Genomic DNA, 20,742 nt, shown 5'->3' on the forward strand with positions numbered 1-20,742 from the left:
GGGGTCGCTGTGGATAACCTGATTGCGCTGCTGATCGCGGCGCCCCTGCTCGGAGCGGTGGTGCTGCTCTGCGGCGGCCGGCGCCTCGACAAGACCGGCCACTGGATCGGCACCCTGCTCGCGGCCGTCTCATTCGGCATCGGCGTCGCTCTGTTCGCCGACATGCTGGGGCGCAGCGCCGACGACCGCACGCTGACCCAGAACCTGTACACCTGGATCCCCGTCGAGGGCTTCCAGGCGGACATGGCCTTCCAGCTCGACCAGCTGTCGATGACCTTCGTCCTGCTGATCTCCGGGGTGGGCACGCTCATCCACGTGTACTCGATCGGGTACATGGAGCACGACGAGCGCCGCCGCCGCTTCTTCGGCTACCTCAACCTGTTCGTCGCGGCCATGCTGCTGCTGGTCCTCGCCGACAACTACCTGCTGCTGTACTTCGGCTGGGAGGGCGTGGGCCTCGCCTCGTACCTCCTGATCGGCTTCTGGCAGCACAAGCCCAGCGCGGCCACGGCCGCGAAGAAGGCCTTCCTGGTCAACCGCGTCGGCGACATGGGCCTGTCGATCGCGATCATGCTGATGTTCACCACCTTCGGTACGTTCACCTTCGGGCCGGTGTTCGGCGCGGTCGGCGAGGCGTCGGAAGGCAAGCTGACGGCGATCGGCCTGATGCTGCTGCTGGCCGCCTGCGGCAAGTCGGCCCAGGTACCGCTGCAGTCCTGGCTCGGTGACGCGATGGAGGGCCCGACCCCGGTCTCGGCCCTGATCCACGCGGCGACGATGGTGACGGCGGGCGTGTACCTGATCGTCCGCTCGGGCGCCATCTTCAACGGGGCGCCGGACGCGCAGCTGGTGGTCACGGTCGTGGGCGCGGTCACGCTGCTCTTCGGTGCGATCGTCGGTTGCGCGAAGGACGACATCAAGAAGGCCCTCGCCGGGTCGACGATGTCGCAGATCGGCTACATGATCCTCGCCGCGGGCCTCGGTCCGATCGGCTACGTCTTCGCGATCATGCACCTGGTGACGCACGGCTTCTTCAAGGCGGGCCTCTTCCTCGGCGCCGGTTCCGTGATGCACGGGATGAACGACGAGGTCGACATGCGCAAGTACGGCGGGCTCAGGAAGTACATGCCGGTCACCTTCGTCACCTTCGGCCTCGGCTACCTCGCGATCATCGGATTCCCGGGCCTGTCCGGCTTCTTCTCCAAGGACATGATCATCGAGGCGGCCTTCGCGAAGGGCGGCACCGAGGGCTGGATCCTCGGCGGGGTCGCCCTGCTGGGCGCCGGCATCACCGCCTTCTACATGACCCGCGTCATGCTCCTCACCTTCTTCGGCGAGAAGCGCTGGCAGCCCGCCCCGGACCCGGACACGACTCCTGGCATCGAGCCCGGCGTCGAGGTGCACCCCGGCGAGCTGCCGCACCCGCACGAGTCCCCGAAGTCCATGACCGTCCCGATGGTCATCCTGGCGTTCGGCTCAGTCTTCGCCGGCGCCTTCTTCGAGATCGGCGACCGCTTCCTGAACTGGCTGGAGCCCGTCACCGGGTACGCGCACGGCCACTCGCCGGTCAGCGCCATGACGGTGACGCTGGCCACCATGGCGATCCTGGTCGTCGGCGTCGCCATCGCCTGGTCGATGTACGGCCGCAGGCCCGTCCCGGTCGTCGCCCCGCGCGGCTCGCTCCTCACCCGGGCGGCCCGGCGGGACCTGTACCAGGACGACTTCAACCACGTCGTGCTGGTGCGCGGCGGGGAGCACCTGACCCGCTCGCTCGTGTACGTCGACCACAGCCTGGTCGACGGGGTGGTCAACGGGACGGCCGCCTCGGTCGGCGGGCTCTCGGGCCGGCTGCGCAAGCTGCAGAACGGCTACGCCCGCAGCTACGCGGTCTCGATGTTCGGGGGCGCGGCGATCCTGATCGCCGCGACCCTGCTGATGAGGGCGGTGTGAGATGAGTTTCCCGCTTCTGACGGTGACGGCCGCGGTCCCCGCGGCCGGTGCGATCCTGACGGCGGCCGTCCCGGCCGCCCGCAGAACCGCCGCCAAATGGCTCGCCCTGCTCTTCTCACTGGCGACCCTGGCCCTGGCCGCGCTCGTCGCGATCCGCTTCGAGCCCGGTGGCGACCGCTACCAGCTCACCGAATCCCGCCCCTGGATCGCCGACTTCGGCGTCCGCTACGAGCTGGGGGTGGACGGGATCGGGGTGGTGCTCATCGGCCTCACCGCGCTCCTGATCCCCTTCGTGATCGCGGCCGGCTGGCACGACGCCGACCCCCTCGAAACCCAATCCTCCCGATGGCGGCCGACGCAGGGCTTCTTCGCCCTGATCCTGCTGGTCGAGGCGATGGTGATCATCTCCTTCGAGGCCACCGACGTCTTCCTCTTCTACATCTTCTTCGAAGCCATGCTCATCCCGATGTACTTCCTCATCGGCGGCTTCGGGGACCGGGCGCACTCGGGTTCCGACGAGAACGCGACCGCGCAGCGCTCGTACGCGGCGGTCAAGTTCCTCCTCTACAACCTGGTCGGCGGCCTGATCATGCTGGCCGCCGTCATCGGGCTGTATGTGGTCGCCGGGAACTTCTCGCTCCAGGAGATCACCGCCGCCCGCGCCGCGGGCACGCTCGACATGGCGACCAACACCGAGCGGCTGCTGTTCCTCGGCTTCTTCTTCGCCTTCGCGGTGAAGGCCCCGCTGTGGCCGCTGCACACCTGGCTGCCGAACGCGATGGGCGAGTCCACCGCCCCGGTCGCCGTACTGATCACCGCGGTCGTCGACAAGGTCGGCACCTTCGCGATGCTCCGCTTCTGCCTCGGCCTCTTCCCCGACGCCAGCAAGTGGGCCACGCCGGTGATCCTCGTCCTGGCCCTGATCAGCATCGTCTACGGCGCGCTGGTCGCGGTCGGGCAGCGCGACATCAAGCGGCTGGTCGCCTACGCCTCCATCTCGCACTTCGGCTTCATCATCCTGGGCATCTTCGCGATGACCTCCCAGGGCCAGTCCGGTGCGACGCTCTACATGGTCAACCACGGGATCTCGACGGCGGCGCTGATGCTGGTGGCCGGCTTCCTGATCTCGCGGCGCGGCTCGCGGCTCATCGCCGACTACGGCGGCGTCCAGAAGGTGGCCCCGGTCCTCGCCGGCACCTTCCTGATCGGCGGCCTCGCCACCCTCTCACTGCCGGGGCTCGCGCCCTTCGTCAGTGAATTCCTGGTCCTGGTCGGCACGTTCGCCCGGTACCCGGTGATCGGCATCATCGCCACCATCGGCATCGTGCTGGCGGCGCTCTACACGCTGGTGCTCTACCAGCGCACGATGACCGGCCCCGTGAAGGAGCAGGTCCGCACGATGCCGGACCTGCGCCTGCGGGAGGTGCTGGTGGTCGCCCCGCTGATCGCACTGCTGATCGGACTGGGCGTCTACCCGAAGGTGCTCACCGACATCGTCAACCCGGCAGTGGAGCACACCATGTCGGATGTCCAGCAGACGGACCCCAAGCCCGAGGTCAACGTCGAAGCCGAGCACGCCAAGAACGGGGAGGCGGCGAAGTGAGCACACTGACTTCCGCCCACAGCCTGTGGACACTGGCGGCCGACGGACCGGTCGACCGGATCCCGGCGCCGGTCATCGAGTACGCGCAGCTCGCGCCCACGCTGATCGTGGTGGGCGCGGCGGTCCTCGGGATCCTCGTCGAGGCCTTCGTGCCCCGCAAGTCCCGCTACTACGTACAGGTGTTCCTCACCGTCGCCGCGCTGGCCTCGGCCTTCGCGGCGGTCGTCGGCCTCGCGGCCGGCGGGTACGGGAGCACCAAGGCGCACATCGCGGCGATGGGCGCCATCGCGGTGGACGGCCCGGCGCTGTTCCTGCAGGGCACCATCCTGCTGGCCTCGATCATCGCGGTGTTCACCTTCGCCGAGCGCAGGCTCGACCCGGCCGCACACGGCAACCGGGTGGACTCCTTCGCCGCGCAGGCGGCGTCCGTACCGGGCAGCGACAGCGAGAAGGCCGCCGTCAAGGCCGGCTTCACCACCACCGAGGTCTTCCCGCTGGCCCTGTTCGCGATCGCCGGGATGCTGATCTTCCCGGCGGCCAACGACCTGCTGACGCTGTTCATCGCGCTGGAGGTCTTCTCCCTCCCGCTGTACCTGCTCTGCGCCGTCGCCCGCCGCCAGCGGCTGATGTCGCAGGAAGCCGCGGTGAAGTACTTCCTGCTGGGAGCCTTCTCCTCCGCCTTCCTCCTCTTCGGCATCGCGCTGCTCTACGGGTACGCGGGCTCGGTCTCCTACGCGGTGATCTCCGACGTGGTCGACGGCACGCTCTCGAAGGTCGACCCGGCGCTGGCCTCCACCATGGGCAACGACGCCCTGCTGCTCATCGGCATGGCGATGATCCTGATGGGCCTGCTCTTCAAGGTCGGCGCGGTCCCCTTCCACATGTGGACCCCGGACGTCTACCAGGGCGCCCCGACTCCGGTCACGGGCTTCATGGCGGCGGCGACGAAGGTGGCCGCGTTCGGCGCCCTCCTGCGTCTCCTCTACGTGGTCCTGCCGGGCATGCGGTGGGACTGGCGGCCGGTGATGTGGGGCGTCGCGATCGTCACGATGCTCGCGGGCGCGGTGATCGCCGTGACCCAGACGGATGTCAAGCGGCTGCTGGCGTACTCCTCGATCGCACACGCGGGCTTCATCCTGGCCGGTGTGATCGCGACCTCGGCGGAGGGCGTCCAGTCGGTCCTCTTCTACCTCGCCGCGTACTCCTTCGTGACGATCGGCGCCTTCGCGGTGATCACCCTGGTGCGCGATGCGGGCGGCGAGGCGACGCACCTGTCCAAGTGGGCCGGTCTGGGACGGCGTTCGCCTCTGACCGCGGCCGTCTTCGCGGTGTTCCTCCTGGCCTTCGCCGGCATTCCGCTGACCTCGGGCTTCTCGGGCAAGTTCGCCGTGTTCACGGCGGCGGCGGAGGGCGGCGCGGGCGCGCTGGTCGTGATCGGTGTCATCTCGTCCGCGATCGCCGCGTTCTTCTACATCCGGGTGATCGTCCTGATGTTCTTCAGCGAGCCGAAGGCCGACGGCCCCACCGTGGCCGTCCCCTCGCCGCTGACCATGACGACCATCGCGGTGGGCGTCGCGGTCACCCTGGTCCTGGGCGTGGCGCCGCAGTACTTCCTGGACCTGGCGGGGCAAGCGAGCACGTTCGTCCGCTGACCCGGTCCGCACGGCACACGGAAGGGCCCGGCCCCCTCAAGGGGGAGCCGGGCCCTTCGGCATGAACGGACGGCGCGGGCCGGGTCGACAGGGCCTAGCGGCCGTGCGCGTGCCCGGGCTTCGCCGGGGCAGCCGCCTTGCCCGGGCAGGTCAACGCGGGGTTCCAGTTGTGGAAACGCCCCGCCGGGTTCTCCTTGTAGGCCCACATGTGCAGGTCGTAGTGCTTGGGCATGCCCGCCCAGTGGCCCGGCATGGGTCCGTCGAAAGGCAGCCCGAACATGCTCGGCCTGTCATCGGTGGTCTTAAGGTCCTGGTCCCGGTCGGTGGACATCCACTCCACCGTCTGGAGCATGCGACGGCCGTTGCGGTCCTTCGCCGTGCTGTAGAGGAGCGCTGTCGGCCTGCTGGGGTCCTTCGAACCCCAGTTGGCCTCCTTGACGTAGTGGTAGCCCATGGCGCCCACCCCGAACGGGTTGCTCATGCATTCATGGCCGTGGGGGACGTACCCGTCCTTGAGGGCCTCCCGCTCGTCCGCGTACCTGGCCGTCACCGCGATCGCCGTCGCCATGTCCCTCATGGCCTTGCGGTCGTGCGGGTCGGGCGCGGGCCCCTCGACCCCGTGGGCCGGGGCCACGGCGGCCAGGCCGAGCGACACGGCGGCCGCGCAGGTGAGGACGGTCTTCAGGCTGCGCACGGTCATGGCTGCGGCTCCTCGTGATGGGGGTACGGGGTACGGGCTCCTGCTTCCATTCGTCCGTCCACCATCCCGGCCCCCACCCTGCGCCGCACGCGGCGCGCCTCCGAACGGGGCCCCTAGGCGCGGGCCGCGTACGCCCTGACGTCCGCGTCGGGGTCGCCGACCGCCGTGGCGAGTGCCGCCCGGGCCTCCGCGCAGGCCCGGTGGGCCAGCAGGGACAACACCGCGGCCTTGCGGACGTCCGCGTCGGCGTCGGCCAGGGCCTTGGCCAGAGCCGGCACGGCCGCCTCCGCGACGGCCGCCGACAGCCCGGCCGCCGCCCCCGCGCGGACCTGCCAGGCCGTGTCGTCCAGCGCCGCCACCGCGGTACGGGCGTACCCGTCCGGGCAGCCGGCCGAGGCCAGCGCGCCCAGCGCCGCACCCCGCACCAGCGGGTCGGTGTCCGAGAGCAGCGGGTCCAGCGGCGCCGGTGCCGGATCGCGGATCGCGGCCAGGCCCTTGGCGACGGCGACCCGGACCTCACGGGCCGGGTCCCCGGCGGCCGCGGCCAGCTCCGTCGCCGCGTCCACGGACACCAGTCCCCGTATCGCGTGGATCCGTACGTCCACCTCGGCGTCGGCCAGCGCGGCCGCGTACAGCTCCGCGTCGCCGAGGCGCAGCGCCCGCAGGACCTCCAGCGCGGCCGAGCGCACCGCCGGGTCGCCCACCGCCAGGGCCGCCCGCAACCCGGCCGCCAGGTCGGGACCGCCCGGCAGGACCTCCACCAGCTCCCGCAGCGCGCCCGCCGCGGCCGCCCGTACGGCGCGGTCCGCGTCCGCGAGCCGGAGCGCCAGCGCGGGCCCGGCGCCCGCCGGGACCGTCTCGCCGAGCGCGGCCACGGCGGCGGCCCGGACCGCCGGGTCGGGGTCGCCGAGGTAGGGGAGCAGGGCGGGCAGGTCGGGCGACTCCTCGGCGAGGGCGAGCAGTTCGAGGATCCGCGGGGAGTGTCCGGCGGCGCGGGCGGGTCCGGTGGCGCGGGCGGGTCCGGTGGCGCGGGCGGGACCGGCGGCCGCGGCCTCCTCCGGGGCGAGAGGCGCTGCCGTACGCGCCGCCGGAGGCGTCCGGCGCGGGCCGGCCGTCGCCACCGGGACCAGTCCGACCTCGCCGAGATGCCGTTCGGGGCCGCCCGCCGGGGTGAACCCGTCCACGGGGACCAGGTACGGCTCCACGGGCCGGGCGGTGAACTCCATCGTCCCCGAGGCCGACTTGCGCAGGTCCAGGTGGTGCAGCCAGCCCGCGTCGTCCCGCTCCGGATGGTCGAGGCGCTCGTGGTAGAGGCCCCAGCGGGACTCCGTCCGGGCCAGCGAGGACCGGGCCGCCATCTCCGCGCAGTCCCGGATGAAGGACACCTCCGCGCACCGCATCAGCTCGTGCGCGGTGGTCGCGCCCATCTGCGCGATCTCGCCGGTCATGCGGTCGAAGGCCGCCACGGCGAGCGACAGCTTCGCGCCCGTCTTCGGCGGCGCCACGTAGTCGTTCACGAACCGCCGCAGCTTGTACTCCACTTGCGGCTGCGGCGGCCCGTCCGGGTTGCGCAGCGGCCGGTAGACCAGCTCGTGCGCCTCCGCCAGCTGCCGCTGCGGCAGCTCCCCCTCGTACGCGGTGTACCGGGCGGCGTCCGCGCCCGCCAGGTCGCCGAAGACGAACGCCCCGATCATGTAGTTGTGCGGTACGGAGGCCAGGTCACCGGCCGCGTACAGGCGCGGGACCGTGGTGCGTGCGTGGTCGTCGACGCGGACGCCGGAGGCGGAGTGGCCCCCGCACAGTCCGATCTCCGAGATGTGCATCTCGACGTCGTGCGTGCGGTAGTCGTGGCCGCGCCCCGCGTGGAAGGTGCCGCGCGTCGGCCGTTCCGTCGTGTGCAGGATCGATTCGAGGGAGGCCACCGACTCCTCCGGGAGGTGGCTCAGCTTCAGGTACACCGGCCCCCGGTCCGAGGCGAGTTCGGTCGCGAACTCCGACATCATCTGCCCCGACCAGTAGTCGCAGTCCACGAAGCGCTCGCCGTGCCGGTTGACCTGGTAGCCGCCGAAGGGGTTGGCGACGTACGCGCACGCCGGCCCGTTGTAGTCCTTGATCAGCGGATTGATCTGGAAGCACTCGATCCCGGTCAGCGCGGCGCCCGCGTGGTACGCCATGGCGTAGCCGTCGCCCGCGTTGGTCGGGTTCTCGTACGTGCCGTAGAGGTATCCCGAGGCCGGCAGTCCGAGGCGCCCGCACGGGCCGGTCGCCAGGATCACCGCCCCCGAGCGGACGGTGACGAAGGCGCCGGTACGGGTGTTGAAGCCGGCCGCGCCGATCGCCCGGCCGTCGTCGGGCGAGGTGAGGACCCGTACCGGCATCACCCGGTTCTCGATCCGGATCCGCTCGCGCATCTCGCGGCGCCGCAGCTGCCGGTAGAGGACCTTCTTGACGTCCTTGCCCTCGGGCATCGGCAGGACGTAGGAGCCGGAGCGGTGGACCTGCCGGACGGCGTACTCGCCGTGCTCGTCCTTCTCGAACTTCACACCGTACGACTCCAGGCGCTGCACCATCGCGAACCCGCGGGTGGCGGTCTGGCGGACCGTGGACTGGTCGACGATCCCGTCGTTGGCGCGGGTGATCTCGGCGACGTAGTCGTCGGGCTCGGCGCGGCCGGGGACGACGGCGTTGTTGACCCCGTCCATGCCCATGGCGAGGGCACCGGAGTGGCGTACGTGGGCCTTCTCAAGGAGCAGGACCCGCGCGCCGCGCTCGGCGGCGGTGAGCGCCGCCATCGTGCCGGCGGTGCCGCCGCCGATGACGAGGACGTCGCAGGAGAGTTCCTCGGCGTCGCAGATCGCGGGGATGTCCATGGTGCGGCCCTTCAGAGTGAGTTGATGATCTGCTGCCGGAGTCCGGCGGGCGAGGCGCCGCGATCCCGCGGGGCCGGTACGGGCACGACCGTGCCCGTACCGAGCAGGGCGACGCGGTCGCCCAGGAAGAGCGCCTCGTCCACGTCGTGGGTGACGAAGACGACGGTCGCGCCCGTGCCCGCGAGGACGTCCACGAGGAGGTCCTGCATCTCGGCGCGGGTCTGGGCGTCCAGTGCGCCGAAGGGTTCGTCCATGAGGACGGCCCGGGGGCGCGCGGCGAGTGCGCGGGCCAGCTGGACGCGCTGGCGCTGCCCGCCGGAGAGCTGGTGCGGGAGCTTGTGCTCGTGCCCGGCCAAGCCCACGCGCTCCAGCCACTCCTCGGCGACGAGCCGCCGCCCGGCCCGCCCGGTCCGGCCCCACGAGCGCCCGATGGCGAGCGGGAGTTCGACATTGGCCCGGACCGTGCGCCAGGGGAGCAGGGCGTCGTCCTGGAACACCAGGGCTCGGTCGGCGTCGGGCCCGGTCACCGGGGCGCCGTCCTGCTCGACGGCGCCGCCGAGCGGCGGGAGCAGCCCGGCCAGGGTGCGCAGCAGCGTGGACTTCCCGCAGCCGGAGGGGCCCACGACGGTCAGCACCTCGCCGGCCTCGACCGTCAGGCCGACCTCGTCGAGCACCACGTTCCCGCGGTGCCCCAGCCGCACCCCGCTCAGTACGAGCCGGGCCCCGGGCGGCCCGGCGTGCGCCGCGCCGCCGGTACCGGTTCGTGCATCGGTCTGGGTCAGGCTCATGGGGCCACCTCTCGGGTCCGCTTCGGGAAGGAGTCCGGCCCGGAAACCGGGACGGCTGCGCCGGACCGTTGCCCTGAGGCCGCACCGGTCGCACCAGCCGCACCGGCCGCCACGGCGTGATCACGCGGGCCGCCCGGCTTCACCGGTCCCGGGGACGGGAGTGCCCTCCGGGGCGGGCGCTTCGGGCCCCGCCCCGCCCGGGTCCGGGCGGCGGAGGACGGTGCGGGGCCGGAGGAGTCGCGCGAGGGGAGCCAGCGCGTCAGGCGGCGACCCGCCCGCTCCACAGCCGTGGACGTCAGCCAGCCCAGCGCGCCGATCGTGACCATGCCGACCAACACGCCGGGGTAGTCCACCACCGTGTAGTCCTGCCAGGTGCGGTAGCCGACCCCGTACTCGCCCGAGATCATCTCCGCCGAGATCACGCAGATCCACGACACCCCGATGCCCACCGACAGGCCCCCGAAGATGCCCGGCAGGGCGCCGGGCAGGACCACGGAGAAGAGGATCCGTCCGCGGCCGCCGCCCATCGTGAGCACCGCTTCCTCCCACACCGGCGTCAGCGCCCGCACCGCGTGCCGCGTCGAGACCAGCACCGGGAAGAAGGCGGCCGTGAAGGTGATGAACACGATCCCCTGCTCGTTGGAGGGGAAGAGGAGGATCGCCACCGGCACGAGGGCGATCGCCGGGATCGGCCGCAGCACCTCCAGCAGCGGGCCCAGCAGGTCCTCCGCGATCCGTGACCGGGCGACCGCCGTGCCCACCGCGATCCCCAGGACCGCCGCGAGCGCGAAGCCCGCCACGATCCGGCGCAGGCTGAATCCCAGGTCCTGCCAGTAGGCCGCGGCCCCGGCCCGCTCCGCGAACGTCGATGCCACCTCGCCCACCGTCGGGAACTGCTCGAAGCGCAGCCACAGGTTCACGTCCAGCGACGTCAGCGCCTGCCACACCAGCAGGGCCGCGCCGAGCGAAGCCGCCCGCAGCGCCCAACGACCGGCCGTCATGAGGCCAGGGCCCCGGCTTCGGCGAAGCTCACGATCCGCGCCCCGGATCCCCTGTGCCGGTCGACGTACGACTTCGCGCCCGCGCCCGTTACGAAGGCGCGCAGCTCCGGCCCCTCCGCCACCCACACCGCCTTGTCGGCGAACCAGAGGGTGCCCGTCACCGCGTCCGGTACGTACGCCGCCCGGACGTCCGCGCCGCGCGCGGCCCTGAGCAGCTCGCGCGGGGTGGCGAAGCTCTGCGTACGGGCCTGCCCCTTGAGCCACAGCTCGGGACGGGCGGCCGTCGCCTGCGGGTACTCGGGTGCGCCGCCCACGGCCCGCTTCAGCGGCTCCGGGTCAAGGAAGCCGTCCACGTCCACGTCGCCGACCAGCTTGGCTTCCTTCAGCACCGGCACGTCCGCCTTCAGCGCCTCGACCAGCTCCGGGCGCAGGGCCGGGTCGAAGGTCGCGATGCCGCCCGCACCGTTGTAGAGGTACACCACCTCCGCCGGCAGGCCGGTCTCCTTGGCCACTGACTCGGCGGCCGCCACCGGTTCCGCGCGCAGGTGGTCGGTCGCCTTGCGCTGCGCCCGCAGGAAGTCCTCCAGCAGACCGGCCCGCTCGCGCGCGAACTTCTCCCGGACGGTGACTCCGTGGAAGGTCGGCAGGTTCAGCTCGGCGCCGTCGTACAAGGCCTTCGCCCGCCCCTCGTAGGCCAGCTGCCCCGGCCACGCCACGAACTGCGACAGCGCGTCGACACTGCCCGCCTGGAGTGCCGAAGCGCCCACGCTGGGCTGCTGGTTGAGCTTCTCGATGCCGCTCGAAGGGTCGATCCCGGCTCGTTGCAGTGCCCGTACGAGGGTGCCGTCGGCGGCGGAGCCGACGCTGGTCGACACCTTCTTGCCGCGCAGGTCGGTGAGGGACTCCAGCTTCGAATCCGGCGCGGTGACCACGGTGTTGAGGCCGCCGCGCAGGTTGTAGCCGGTCACTGACACGAGGCGGGTGGGCTGCTTCAGCTCCCGGCCGCGCACCGCGTTGATCAGCAGCGGGAAGTCGCCCATCGAGCCGATGTCGATCTTCCCGGCGGTCATCTGGGCGGTGATCGGGGCGCCGGTGGCGTAGTCCTGCCAGTCCACCTTGTACGTGACGCCGTCCTTCTTGCCGCGCGCCGCGAGCTCCTGCTCGAAGTAGCCGAGGGAGCGCAGCAGGGTGCCGGCGGTGACGGTGTTGATGGTCTTGGACTGGTAGCCGACGGTCACGGTGACCGTCTTCGGGCCGGACGCCCCGGACGCGTCGCCGCAGGCGGTGGCGAGCGGGGCGAGGAGCAGGACGAGCGCGGGCGCGAGCGCCTTCGAGGGGATGGCACGCATGGGGGCGGGACCTTTCACCGGAGCAGGTAGGGCATGTTGACGGTGACCGCGCCGGTGGGACAGCGGGCGGCGCACGGGCCGCAGTACCAGCACTCGTCCACGTGCATGTACGCCTTGCCGTTGTCCTCGCGGATCGCGAGCGAGTCGAGCGGACACATGTCGACGCAGAGGGTGCAGCCGTCGATGCACAGGGACTCGTCGATGGTCACGGGCACGTCGCCGCGCTGGGGGACCAGAGGCATGGCTGTCTCCAGGAGGGCAGGAGGGCAGGAGGGCAGGAGGGCAAGGGGGTGAGCGGTGGCTCAGAGCGAGCGGCGCAGCAGGCCGCTCATCGTGATGCGGTCCCCGCGGAAGCGAATGAACTCCAGGTCCACGGGCCGGCCGTTGCCCAGGTGGGTGAGGCGTTCCAGCATCAGGACGGCGGCCCCGCGCGGGGCCTGGAGGACGGCGGCGGAGTGCGCGTCGGCGTTGACGGCCTCAAGGGTGATCTCGGCGTGGCCGAGCGGCTGCCCGGTCAGCTGTTCCAGGAGCCGGAAGACGTCGGTGTTCTCCAGGTCGCAGCCCAGCAGTCCGGCGCCGATGTCCATCGGGACGTAGGTGAGGTCGAGGGAGAGCGGCAGCCCGTTCAGGCGGCGCAGCCGTTCGATGTAGAGCACGTCCTCGTGCTCGGGCAGGCCGAGGCGGCCGGCGACCGGGGCGGGAGCGCGCACGGGGCCGGCGGTGCGGACCTCGTTCGTCACCCGGCCGTGCTCGTGCAGGGTTTCGGCGAGGCCCTGGAGGCGGTCCAGGCCGTGCGGGTACTTCTCGCAGACGACGACGGTGCCCACACCGGGCCGGCGTTCCACCAGCCGCTCGCCGCGCAGCAAATCGAGGGCCTGGCGGACGGTGTTGCGGCCGGCGCCGTAGTCGGCGGCGAGGGTGTCCTCCAGGGGGAGGACCCCGCCGGGGTAGCCGCCCGCCAGGATCTGGTGGCGCAGCAGGTCGGCGAGCTGTCGCGCCTGGTCCGCGCGCAGTCGCCGACGGCGCGCGGCGGCGACCGGGACGGTGTGCGTGACGGTGCGTTCGGCTGGCATGGCAGGGAACGTACCGGGGGTGGGGCGGTGATGGTGTTGCCGCAGTGTTGCGCCACCGGGCGGCGCATCCGCACGGCTCTGAGCTGCGGCTTCGGCGGGGCGGGGAGAAGATCCGCCACCGCGCCGAAGCCGTCCGTCCCGGGATCCGGACTAGCGGGATCCCACGATGCGGCCGGTGACCTCGCCGAGACCCACGCGCGTACCGTCCGTGCCGGGAGCCCAGGCGGTGAGGGTGACGGTGTCCCCGTCCTCCAGGAAGGTCCGCTTGCCGTCGGCGAGCTCGATCGCGTCGCGCCCGTTCCAGGTCAGCTCCAGCAGCGAGCCGCGCTGGCCCGTCTCGGGGCCGCTGACGGTGCCGGAGCCGTACACGTCGCCCGTGCGCAGGGAGGCGCCGTTGACGGTCATGTGCGCGAGCTGCTGGGCGGCGGTCCAGTACATCGACGAGAACGGCGGCTGCGCCACCTCCTGCCCGTTGATGGACACGGTGATGCGCAGGTCGAAGCCGCCGGGGACCTCGACGGCGGAGTCGTCGAGGTAGGGCAGCAGCGGGAAGTCCCGGGCGGGCGGGGCGACGCGGGCCGCGTCCAGGGCCTCCAGCGGGGTCACCCAGGCGGAGACGGAGGTGGCGAAGGACTTGCCGAGGAAGGGGCCGAGCGGCACGTACTCCCAGGCCTGGATGTCGCGCGCCGACCAGTCGTTGAGGAGGAAGAGCCCGAAGACGTGGTCCTCGAACTCGCCCAGCGCCACCGGGCTGCCCAGCTCGGACGGGGTGCCGACGACGAAGCCGACCTCGGCCTCGATGTCGAGCTTGACGGACGGGCCGAACACGGGCGCCGGGTCGGTGGGCGCCTTGCGCTGCCCGCTGGGCCGTACGACGTCGGTCCCGGAGACCACGATCGTGCCGGAACGGCCGTGGTAACCGATGGGCAGGTGCTTCCAGTTGGGGGTCAGCGCGTCCCCGTCCGGGCGGAACATCCGCCCGACGTTGGTGGCGTGGTGCTCGCTCGCGTAGAAGTCGACGTAGTCGGCGACCTCGTACGGCAGGTGCAGCTCGACCTCGTCCAGCGGCAGCAGGTGCGGCTCGACCGTGGGCCGGTGCCCGGGGTCGGTGACCCAGGCGGTCAGCGCGCGGCGCACGTCGCGCCAGGCGGTGCGACCGGCGGCGAGCAGCGGGTTGAGGGAGGACTGCCCGAGCAGCCCGGCGTACGGGGAACCGAGCGCGGCCGCGGCCGCCCCCGCGTCGAGCACGTGTCCGCCGATCCGCACACCGATCCGGCGCCGGCTCTCCCCGGCGGTCGAGAAGACGCCGTACGGGAGGTTGTGCGGCCCGAACGGGTCGCCCTCGGGTACATCGAGGGGGCTCTGCTGGGGCATGGGGTGCTGCCTCGCTTTCGACGCGGTCCGGGGGTGTCCCGGGGGCTTGTTGACACGTTACGTGGCTGGTGGGGGCTGCGGGAGGGCGGATTCGGGCGCTATTTGTAGGACTTGTCCAACAGGGTCCGTATCCTTGACGCCGTGACTTCCGCCCTCCCCTATGCCTTGATCGCCACCGACCTGGACGGGACTCTGCTGCGTGCCGGGGACGCCGTCTCCGCCCGTTCGTCCGCGGCGCTCGCGACGGCCCGCGCGGCCGGCGCCCAGCACATCATCGTCACCGGCCGCCCGGTCCCGCAGGTACGGCACGTCCTGGACGGCCTTGGATATACGGGGCTCGCGGTGTGCGGGCAGGGCGCGCAGGTGTACGACGCGGCGCGCGGGCGCCTGTTGCACTCCGTCTGCATGGACCGGGGGCTGGCCGAGGTGGCCCTCGGCAAGATCGAGGCGGAGATCGGCGAGGTCTACGCGGCGGTCAACCAGGAGGGGGTGGACGCGGAGATGCTGATAGGGCCGGGCTACCGGATGTGGCACCCGCACCTGCCGACGGTGCGCGTGCCGAGGCGGTCGGACCTGTGGCCGGCCCCGATCAACAAGGTGCTGCTCCAGCACCCCCGGCTGAACGACGACGAGCTGACGCGCGTGGCCCGGTCGGTGGTCGGCGACCTGGTGAACGTGACGATGGCGGGGGAGCACACGGTGGAACTCCAGCCACCGGGCATCGACAAGGCCAGCGGCCTCGCGCGGGCGGCGGAGGTCCTGGGGCTGCCCGCGTCGGCGACGATCGCGTTCGGGGACATGCCGAACGACGTCCCGATGTTCGCGTGGTCCGCCCACGGGGTGGCCATGGCCAACTCCCACCGGGAGCTGGTGGCCGTCGCCGACGAGATCACCCTTTCGAACGAGGACGACGGCATCGCGGTGGTGCTTGAGCGGTTGTTCGGCTGACGGCAGGTCAGCCCGCGGCGCGCGGAAGACGGCGTTCCCACGTCCGGTGGAAGACCACCTCGTCCCCCTCCCGGCACACCACCTCGTTCGAGGTCAGGAAGCCGCCCTCGTCGCAACTGATCTCCGACCGGGTCTCGATCCGCGCGTCCCAGCCCAGTTCCGGCCGGTGGAGCCGGATCCGCCAGTCCGACCGCGTCCGGGCGGACAGCGGGTCGGCGTCCTGGATCTCGTACACCTCCAGCGCGTCCTCGCCGTACTCCAGGCCGTCCGGGTACACCCGGGTGCCCCCGTACCGCGGGTCCACCTCCAGCCGCCAGGTCCCGCGCGCGACGTCCCGTACGACCAGCCGTTCCGGCCGCGGCTCGTCCAGCGTGGCCGGGTACACCACTCCCAGCGGCTCCGCCTGCTCCGGCGCCTCGAAGACGATCCCCTCCCCGCCGGGCGACGCGGCCCGCACCGGGAGGGTCAGCGCGCTGCCCGCCGGGTCCAGGGTCCAGCCCGCCTCGGAGCCGGCCCGCGGCCAGATCCACGGCCAGTACGCCGAGGACACCGCGAGGCGGATGCGGTGCCCCGGCGGGAAGGCGTGACCGATGCCGTTCAGCTCGAAGGTGACGTCCTCGTACGAGCCCACCGGCCACGGCACGGCCTGGTCCCGGCCCCGGCGGGCGGACAGGTTCAGCGCGCCCCGCGTGATCAGCGTCGAGGAGCCGTCCGGAGCAACGTCGCACAGCCGGGCCACGACCTGCCCGTACGGCACGTCCAGGCGCAGCCGCAGGGTCACCGAGGGCCGGCCCAGGATCTCCACCGGCTCCCCGGCGGCCACCGGGAACTCGAAGCAGGCCGACTTCGCGTCCTCCTCCCGCTGGTCCGGCGGCAGGTCGGCGTCGTTGCCGAACGGGAAGAACCGGCCCGCGTCCATCCCGGTGTGCTGCGGTGAGGCGACGGCAACCGGCGCGCCCTGGAACCCGTACGGGACCGGGATGACCGAGGCCGAGGGCCAGGACTTCTCCCCGACCCAGCGGCCCGGGAGTTCGTCGTACACCGTCGCGGGCGGGTGTGTGTCGCCGATCCAGGCACGGAGCAGCGGCTCGTCCATCACGTCGTTGTCCTCGCCCTTCAGCCAGTGGTCCCACCAGCGCAGGGTCTCCTGGAGGAAGCCGATGGCCGGGCCCGGCGGCAGCCCGCGGTCCGGGTACTGGTGGGACCACGGGCCGATCAGGCCCCGTACCCGGGACGCGGGGAGGGCCGAGACCAGGCGCAGGACCGTGTCCCGGTAGGGGTCGTGCCAGCCGCCCACCGCGAGGACCGCCGCGCGGATGGCCGAGTAGTCCTCGCAGACGCTGCCGTGGCGCCAGTAGCCGTCGCGGGTCTGGTGCGAGAGCCAGGTGTGGATGAGCGGTTCGACGCCCTCCAGGCGTTCCAGCCACTGCTCCCGCCAGCCGTCGCCGACGAACTGCGGGTCCGGCGGGCGGGAGGCGAAGGCCAGCATGGTGGCCGCCCACGCGTGCATGTCGACGGCCAGTACCGAGCCGCCCGCGTAGTGCACGTCGTTGTCGTACCGGTCGTCGGTCGAGCAGACGGTGACGACCGCTTTGAGGGCCTCGGGTGCGAGCGCCGCGATCTGCAGGCTGTTGAAGCCGCCCCAGGAGATGCCGAACATCCCCACCGCCCCCGTGCACCACGGTTGCGCCGCCAGCCACTCCACCACCGCGACCCCGTCGGCCAGCTCGCGGGCGTCGTACTCGTCGCCGGGGCGGCCGCCGCTGCAGCCGTGGCCGCGTACGTCCACGCGCACCGAGGCGTAGCCGTGCCCCGCGTACCAGGGGTGGCGCTGCCAGTCGCGCGGCGCGGTCCAGTCGGTGAGCCGGTACGGGAGGTACTCCAGCAGCGCCGGAACGGGCTCGTCGGTGACCGGGCGCCAGACGCGGGCGTAGAGCTCGACGCCGTCGGGCATCGGGATCCGCACGTCCTCGCGGGTGGTCCCGTACGGGAAGTCGGTACGGATGATCATGCGCGAACCGCCTTAGTGAACCGGGTGCATGGTGCGCCGCAGAGCAGGTCGACGAAGCGGCCCATGGTCAGCCGTCCGAGGTCCGCCGGCAGGGTGGCGAGCGCGGCGAAGGCGAGGCAGTCGCCGATGATCTTCGTCACGGCTGAGCGCATCGCGGCGGGTGCGAGTGGGTGATCGGCGGAGTGATTTCGTCCGGCCGGGTGGCGGCGGCCCAGGACGTACTGGATCAGGCCGGCGGTCGTTCCGCGCTTGAGCAGGCCGGTGCCCGCGCCGATCAGGACGAGGCCCGCCCAGGTCATGGCGGCGGTCGGCACGGCCATGGCGTAGTGGCCGCAGGCGATCAGGATGCCGCCCCAGGGCACGGCCCGGTACGAACCGAGGATGCGGTCGGCGAGCCACCCGCCTGCGACGGAGACGAGGTAGACCATGGTCCCGTACGCCGCCGAGACCGAGGCCGCGGCGCCCGGGTTCATCCCCGGGCCGCCGTTCGCCACCGGGTCCGCGAAGTAGAGGACGAGGATGCCCTGCATGCCCAGGAACGAGAAGCGCTCCCATACCTTCAGCCGCCAGGCCCCGGGGGCGGCCGAGGAAGGCGTGGTCGTCACGGGGCGGCGGCCGGCCGGCCGCAGGATCCGCGGGTTCCTCTATATCGGTGACGGTTCTGGACAAAACGCATTCTCCGGTTGATTCGTCTCCTCAAGAACATACCGGTGCGGTTCGGGCGGTGCGCGGGTGGCGTCCGGACAGGCGCTCTCGGTGATCGAAAACAGACCCGATACGCTGGCTTGAGTGATGGCAGCGACACATCGACAATCCAGGTGATCGTCAGCGTGATCGTCAGCAGACAGGAGTACCCCTCGTGACCGTCGTCGGGCCGTTCGGACTGAGCGTGCGGGACCAGGCTCTTGAGACCGATGTCCAGGCCGGACTGGCCGCCGTCGAGGCGGGTCTGCTGGAGGCCACCAAGAGCGAAGTCCCCTTCATCACCGAGGCCGCACAGCATCTGGTGCGGGCCGGAGGCAAGCGCTTCCGGCCGCTGCTCGTGATGCTCGCCTCCCGATTCGGCGATCCGTACGCGCCCGGAATCGTGCCCTCCGCCGTCGTGGTGGAGCTCACGCACCTGGCGACGCTCTACCACGACGACGTCATGGACGAGGCGGACGTACGCCGCGGGGTGGACAGCGCGAACACCCGCTGGGGCAACTCGGTGGCGGTCCTGACGGGTGACTTCCTGTTCGCCCGCGCCTCGCACATCCTGGCCGACCTCGGGCCGGAGGCGGTCCGCATCCAGGCCGAGGCCTTCGAGCGGCTGGTGACGGGTCAGATCCTGGAGACGGCCGGCCCGCGCGACGGCCGCGACCCGGTCGCCCACTACCTCGACGTCATGGCCGGCAAGACCAGCTCGCTCGTCGCCGTCTCCTGCCGCTTCGGCGCGATGATGTCCGGCGCCGACGACATGGTCGTCGACATCCTCACGCAGTACGGCGAGCGGCTGGGCCTGGCCTTCCAGCTGGCCGACGACGTCCTCGACATCGCCTCCGACGCGCACGAGTCCGGCAAGACCCCGGGCACCGACCTGCGCGAGGGCATCCCGACCCTGCCCGTGCTGCGGCTGCGCGAGATGGCGGCCCGCGACGGCAACCCGGACGACCTGGAACTCGTGAGCCTCCTGGACGGCGACCTGACGGACGACGCCCGACACGCCGAGGTGCTGACCCGGCTCCGCGCGCACCCCGCGCTGGAGCAGGCCCGCCGCGACACCGTCCGCTACGCCGAGGACGCGCGGGCCATGCTGGCGCCGCTGCGGGAGTGCTCCTCCAAGTCGGCGCTGGAGGAACTGTGCGACGCGGTGGTGCACCGGGCGGGATAGCACCGGGCGGGACAGCACCCGAACGGCCGCCCGGGGTAGCACCCCTGGCGCACGCAGCAGAGGAACGGCCCTTCCGTCCTGCCGACCCCTACGGGTCGTAGGAGGAGGGGCCTTCGCGTGTCATCCCACGGGCGTACACACAGTTGCGTCCGGGGGCTGACGCCGCCGCGTCCCCCATTTGGTCAGATGGAGTCATCAACCCCACCAGATCGGGTGAGCGCGGCGACACGGGCCTCGCCGCCGTCGACACAGAGGGCAGGGCACTGAAATGGCAGCGAACACGAAGACTTCTCGCAAGGTCGCCCGGTACGCCGTACCGGTCGCGGTGGCGGGTGTGGCCGCGGCGACCGTAGCGATGGTCCCGGCCTTCGCCACCGCCGGCGGACCCGACCTGCCGAAGGTGACGGCGCAGCAGCTCATCGAGAAGATCGCGGCTTCCGACGTACAGGAGCTGTCCGGCACCGCCCGGATCACCACCGACCTGGGCCTGCCGAAGATCGCGAGCGGTCTGCTCGGCGGCGCGGGCGTCACGGGGGGCTCCGCGGCTCCGGAGGACAAGGTCGCGCAGCTGGCGAACGGGACGCACACCTTCCGCGTCGCGGCCGACGGCCCGGACCGCCAGAAGCTGACCTTCCTGGACGGCAAGGACGAGTACAGCCTCGTCCACAACGGCAACGACGTGTGGGGCTACGACTCCAAGTCGAACGAGGTCTTCCACGAGAAGGCGGCCCCCGAGGCCGGCAAGGACGGCGGCGCCGACCACAAGAGGACGGCCGACCGGCTCGCCGCCTCGCCCCAGCAGCTGGCCGAGGAGGTCCTGAAGGCCGCGGGCCCGACCACGGACGTCGGCGTCGGCGACACGGCGCAGGTGGCCGGGCGCGACGCCTACCAGCTGGTGCTCAAGCCCAAGCAGGCCGGATCCACGGTCGGCGCGATCCAGATCGCGGTCGACGCCAAGAACGGCGTGCCGCTGCGCGTGCAGCTGCTCTCCTCCCAGGGCGGCAAGCCGATCGTGGACGCAGGCTTCACCAAGGTGGACTTCGCCAAGCCGTCCGCCGACACCTTCAACTTCACCGCGCCCAAGGGCGCCAAGGTGACCGAGGGTTCGGACGGGCACGGCCGTGATGAGAAGGGGAAGGCCCAGGAAGGCAAGCACTGGAAGGCTCTGGAGTCCTTCCCGGGTCTGGACGCCCTGACCGGCGGTGCGAACGGCAAGGGCGAGACGAAGGTCCTCGGCGAGGGCTGGGCCACCGTCGCGCAGATCGACACCGGGGCGGGCCGGAATCTGAAGGATCTGGAGAACGACAAGAACGCGCCCAAGGAGGCCAAGCAGTTCATGAGCTCCCTCGGGGACAAGGTCACCGGGAAGTTCGGAGAGGGCCGGATCTTCTCCACCCGCGTGGTCAACGCCCTGATCACGGACGACGGCAAGGTCTACGTCGGCGCGGTCACCAAGGACCAGCTGGTGAAGACGGCGAACGCCGCGAAGTAGCCGTGAAGTAGCGGCCGACGGCGCAAGGGTGGCCAGGGACCTGTGTCCCGGGCCACCCTTG

The 20,742-nt window shown here is 72.0% G+C and carries 15 protein-coding genes and 1 pseudogene; 6 read left to right on the forward strand and 10 right to left on the reverse strand.

Annotation, left to right across the window (positions count from 1 at the left end; genetic code table 11):
• Window positions 1-9 precede the first annotated feature (9 nt).
• Genes nuoL through nuoN form a run of 3 tightly spaced genes read left to right on the forward strand, consistent with a single transcriptional unit; the run spans window position 10 to window position 5,205 of the window.
• Window positions 10-1,950: an NADH-quinone oxidoreductase subunit L gene (gene nuoL, locus ACFYOB_RS29765; protein ID WP_388564803.1), complete on the forward strand. Its 1,941-nt coding sequence runs from the start codon at window positions 10-12 to the stop codon at window positions 1,948-1,950.
• Window position 1,951: 1 nt separating this feature from the next.
• Window positions 1,952-3,553 (forward strand): NADH-quinone oxidoreductase subunit M, encoded by a 1,602-nt coding sequence (locus ACFYOB_RS29770; protein ID WP_388564805.1) that lies wholly within the window; start codon window positions 1,952-1,954, stop codon window positions 3,551-3,553.
• Between the two features lie 5 nt (window positions 3,554-3,558).
• A complete protein-coding gene (gene nuoN, locus ACFYOB_RS29775; protein ID WP_388564923.1) occupies window positions 3,559-5,205 on the forward strand; it encodes an NADH-quinone oxidoreductase subunit NuoN in 1,647 nt (548 codons plus the stop codon).
• A gap of 94 nt (window positions 5,206-5,299) precedes the next feature.
• Here nuoN and ACFYOB_RS29780 read toward each other — a convergent pair whose 3' ends face one another.
• The 8 genes from ACFYOB_RS29780 to fahA all read right to left on the reverse strand — a co-directional run bounded on the left by ACFYOB_RS29780 (window position 5,300) and on the right by fahA (window position 14,360).
• Window positions 5,300-5,905 carry a hypothetical protein gene (locus ACFYOB_RS29780; RefSeq protein ID WP_388564808.1) on the reverse strand — a complete coding sequence of 202 codons (606 nt, stop codon included), beginning with the start codon at window positions 5,903-5,905 and terminating at the stop codon, window positions 5,300-5,302.
• Window positions 5,906-6,018: 113 nt separating this feature from the next.
• Window positions 6,019-8,775: a fumarate reductase/succinate dehydrogenase flavoprotein subunit gene (locus tag ACFYOB_RS29785; protein WP_388564811.1), complete on the reverse strand. Its 2,757-nt coding sequence runs from the start codon at window positions 8,773-8,775 to the stop codon at window positions 6,019-6,021.
• Between the two features lie 11 nt (window positions 8,776-8,786).
• On the reverse strand, window positions 8,787-9,563 hold the full coding sequence (locus ACFYOB_RS29790) for an ABC transporter ATP-binding protein (protein WP_388564815.1): 777 nt from the start codon (window positions 9,561-9,563) through the stop codon (window positions 8,787-8,789).
• Complete coding sequence (locus ACFYOB_RS29795; RefSeq protein ID WP_388564817.1) at window positions 9,560-10,564, reverse strand: ABC transporter permease; 1,005 nt, start codon at window positions 10,562-10,564, stop codon at window positions 9,560-9,562. The genes ACFYOB_RS29790 and ACFYOB_RS29795 overlap by 4 nt, the downstream gene beginning before the upstream one ends.
• On the reverse strand, window positions 10,561-11,913 hold the full coding sequence (locus ACFYOB_RS29800) for an ABC transporter substrate-binding protein (RefSeq protein ID WP_388564820.1): 1,353 nt from the start codon (window positions 11,911-11,913) through the stop codon (window positions 10,561-10,563). Before ACFYOB_RS29800 ends, ACFYOB_RS29795 begins: the two co-directional genes overlap by 4 nt.
• A 14-nt stretch (window positions 11,914-11,927) precedes the next feature.
• Complete coding sequence (locus ACFYOB_RS29805; RefSeq protein ID WP_030710222.1) at window positions 11,928-12,155, reverse strand: ferredoxin family protein; 228 nt, start codon at window positions 12,153-12,155, stop codon at window positions 11,928-11,930.
• Between the two features lie 60 nt (window positions 12,156-12,215).
• Window positions 12,216-12,986 (reverse strand): GntR family transcriptional regulator, encoded by a 771-nt coding sequence (locus ACFYOB_RS29810; RefSeq protein ID WP_388564823.1) that lies wholly within the window; start codon window positions 12,984-12,986, stop codon window positions 12,216-12,218.
• A 150-nt stretch (window positions 12,987-13,136) separates the two neighbouring features.
• Window positions 13,137-14,360: a fumarylacetoacetase gene (gene fahA, locus ACFYOB_RS29815; RefSeq protein ID WP_388564825.1), complete on the reverse strand. Its 1,224-nt coding sequence runs from the start codon at window positions 14,358-14,360 to the stop codon at window positions 13,137-13,139.
• A 141-nt stretch (window positions 14,361-14,501) separates the two neighbouring features.
• Between fahA and ACFYOB_RS29820 the strand changes: the two genes are divergently transcribed.
• Window positions 14,502-15,308 (forward strand): Cof-type HAD-IIB family hydrolase, encoded by an 807-nt coding sequence (locus tag ACFYOB_RS29820; RefSeq protein WP_388564827.1) that lies wholly within the window; start codon window positions 14,502-14,504, stop codon window positions 15,306-15,308.
• Window positions 15,309-15,315: 7 nt separating this feature from the next.
• Here ACFYOB_RS29820 and ACFYOB_RS29825 read toward each other — a convergent pair whose 3' ends face one another.
• Both ACFYOB_RS29825 and ACFYOB_RS29830 read right to left on the reverse strand, forming a co-directional pair.
• Window positions 15,316-17,319, reverse strand: coding sequence for a CocE/NonD family hydrolase (locus ACFYOB_RS29825; RefSeq protein WP_388564830.1), 2,004 nt, complete (start codon window positions 17,317-17,319; stop codon window positions 15,316-15,318).
• Between the two features lie 41 nt (window positions 17,320-17,360).
• Window positions 17,361-17,967, reverse strand: a pseudogene (locus tag ACFYOB_RS29830) (MFS transporter); the annotation flags it as partial.
• A 211-nt stretch (window positions 17,968-18,178) separates the two neighbouring features.
• Here ACFYOB_RS29830 and ACFYOB_RS29835 point away from each other — a divergent pair.
• Both ACFYOB_RS29835 and ACFYOB_RS29840 read left to right on the forward strand, forming a co-directional pair.
• Window positions 18,179-19,189, forward strand: a complete 1,011-nt coding sequence (locus ACFYOB_RS29835; RefSeq protein ID WP_388564833.1) for a polyprenyl synthetase family protein — start codon at window positions 18,179-18,181, stop codon at window positions 19,187-19,189.
• 268 nt (window positions 19,190-19,457) lie between these two features.
• Window positions 19,458-20,681, forward strand: a complete 1,224-nt coding sequence (locus tag ACFYOB_RS29840) for an outer membrane lipoprotein carrier protein LolA (protein ID WP_388564835.1) — start codon at window positions 19,458-19,460, stop codon at window positions 20,679-20,681.
• The last annotated feature ends 61 nt before the right edge of the window (window positions 20,682-20,742 follow it).

The sequence above is a fragment of the Streptomyces sp. NPDC006463 genome (assembly GCF_042870715.1).
Lineage (GTDB): Bacteria > Actinomycetota > Actinomycetes > Streptomycetales > Streptomycetaceae > Streptomyces.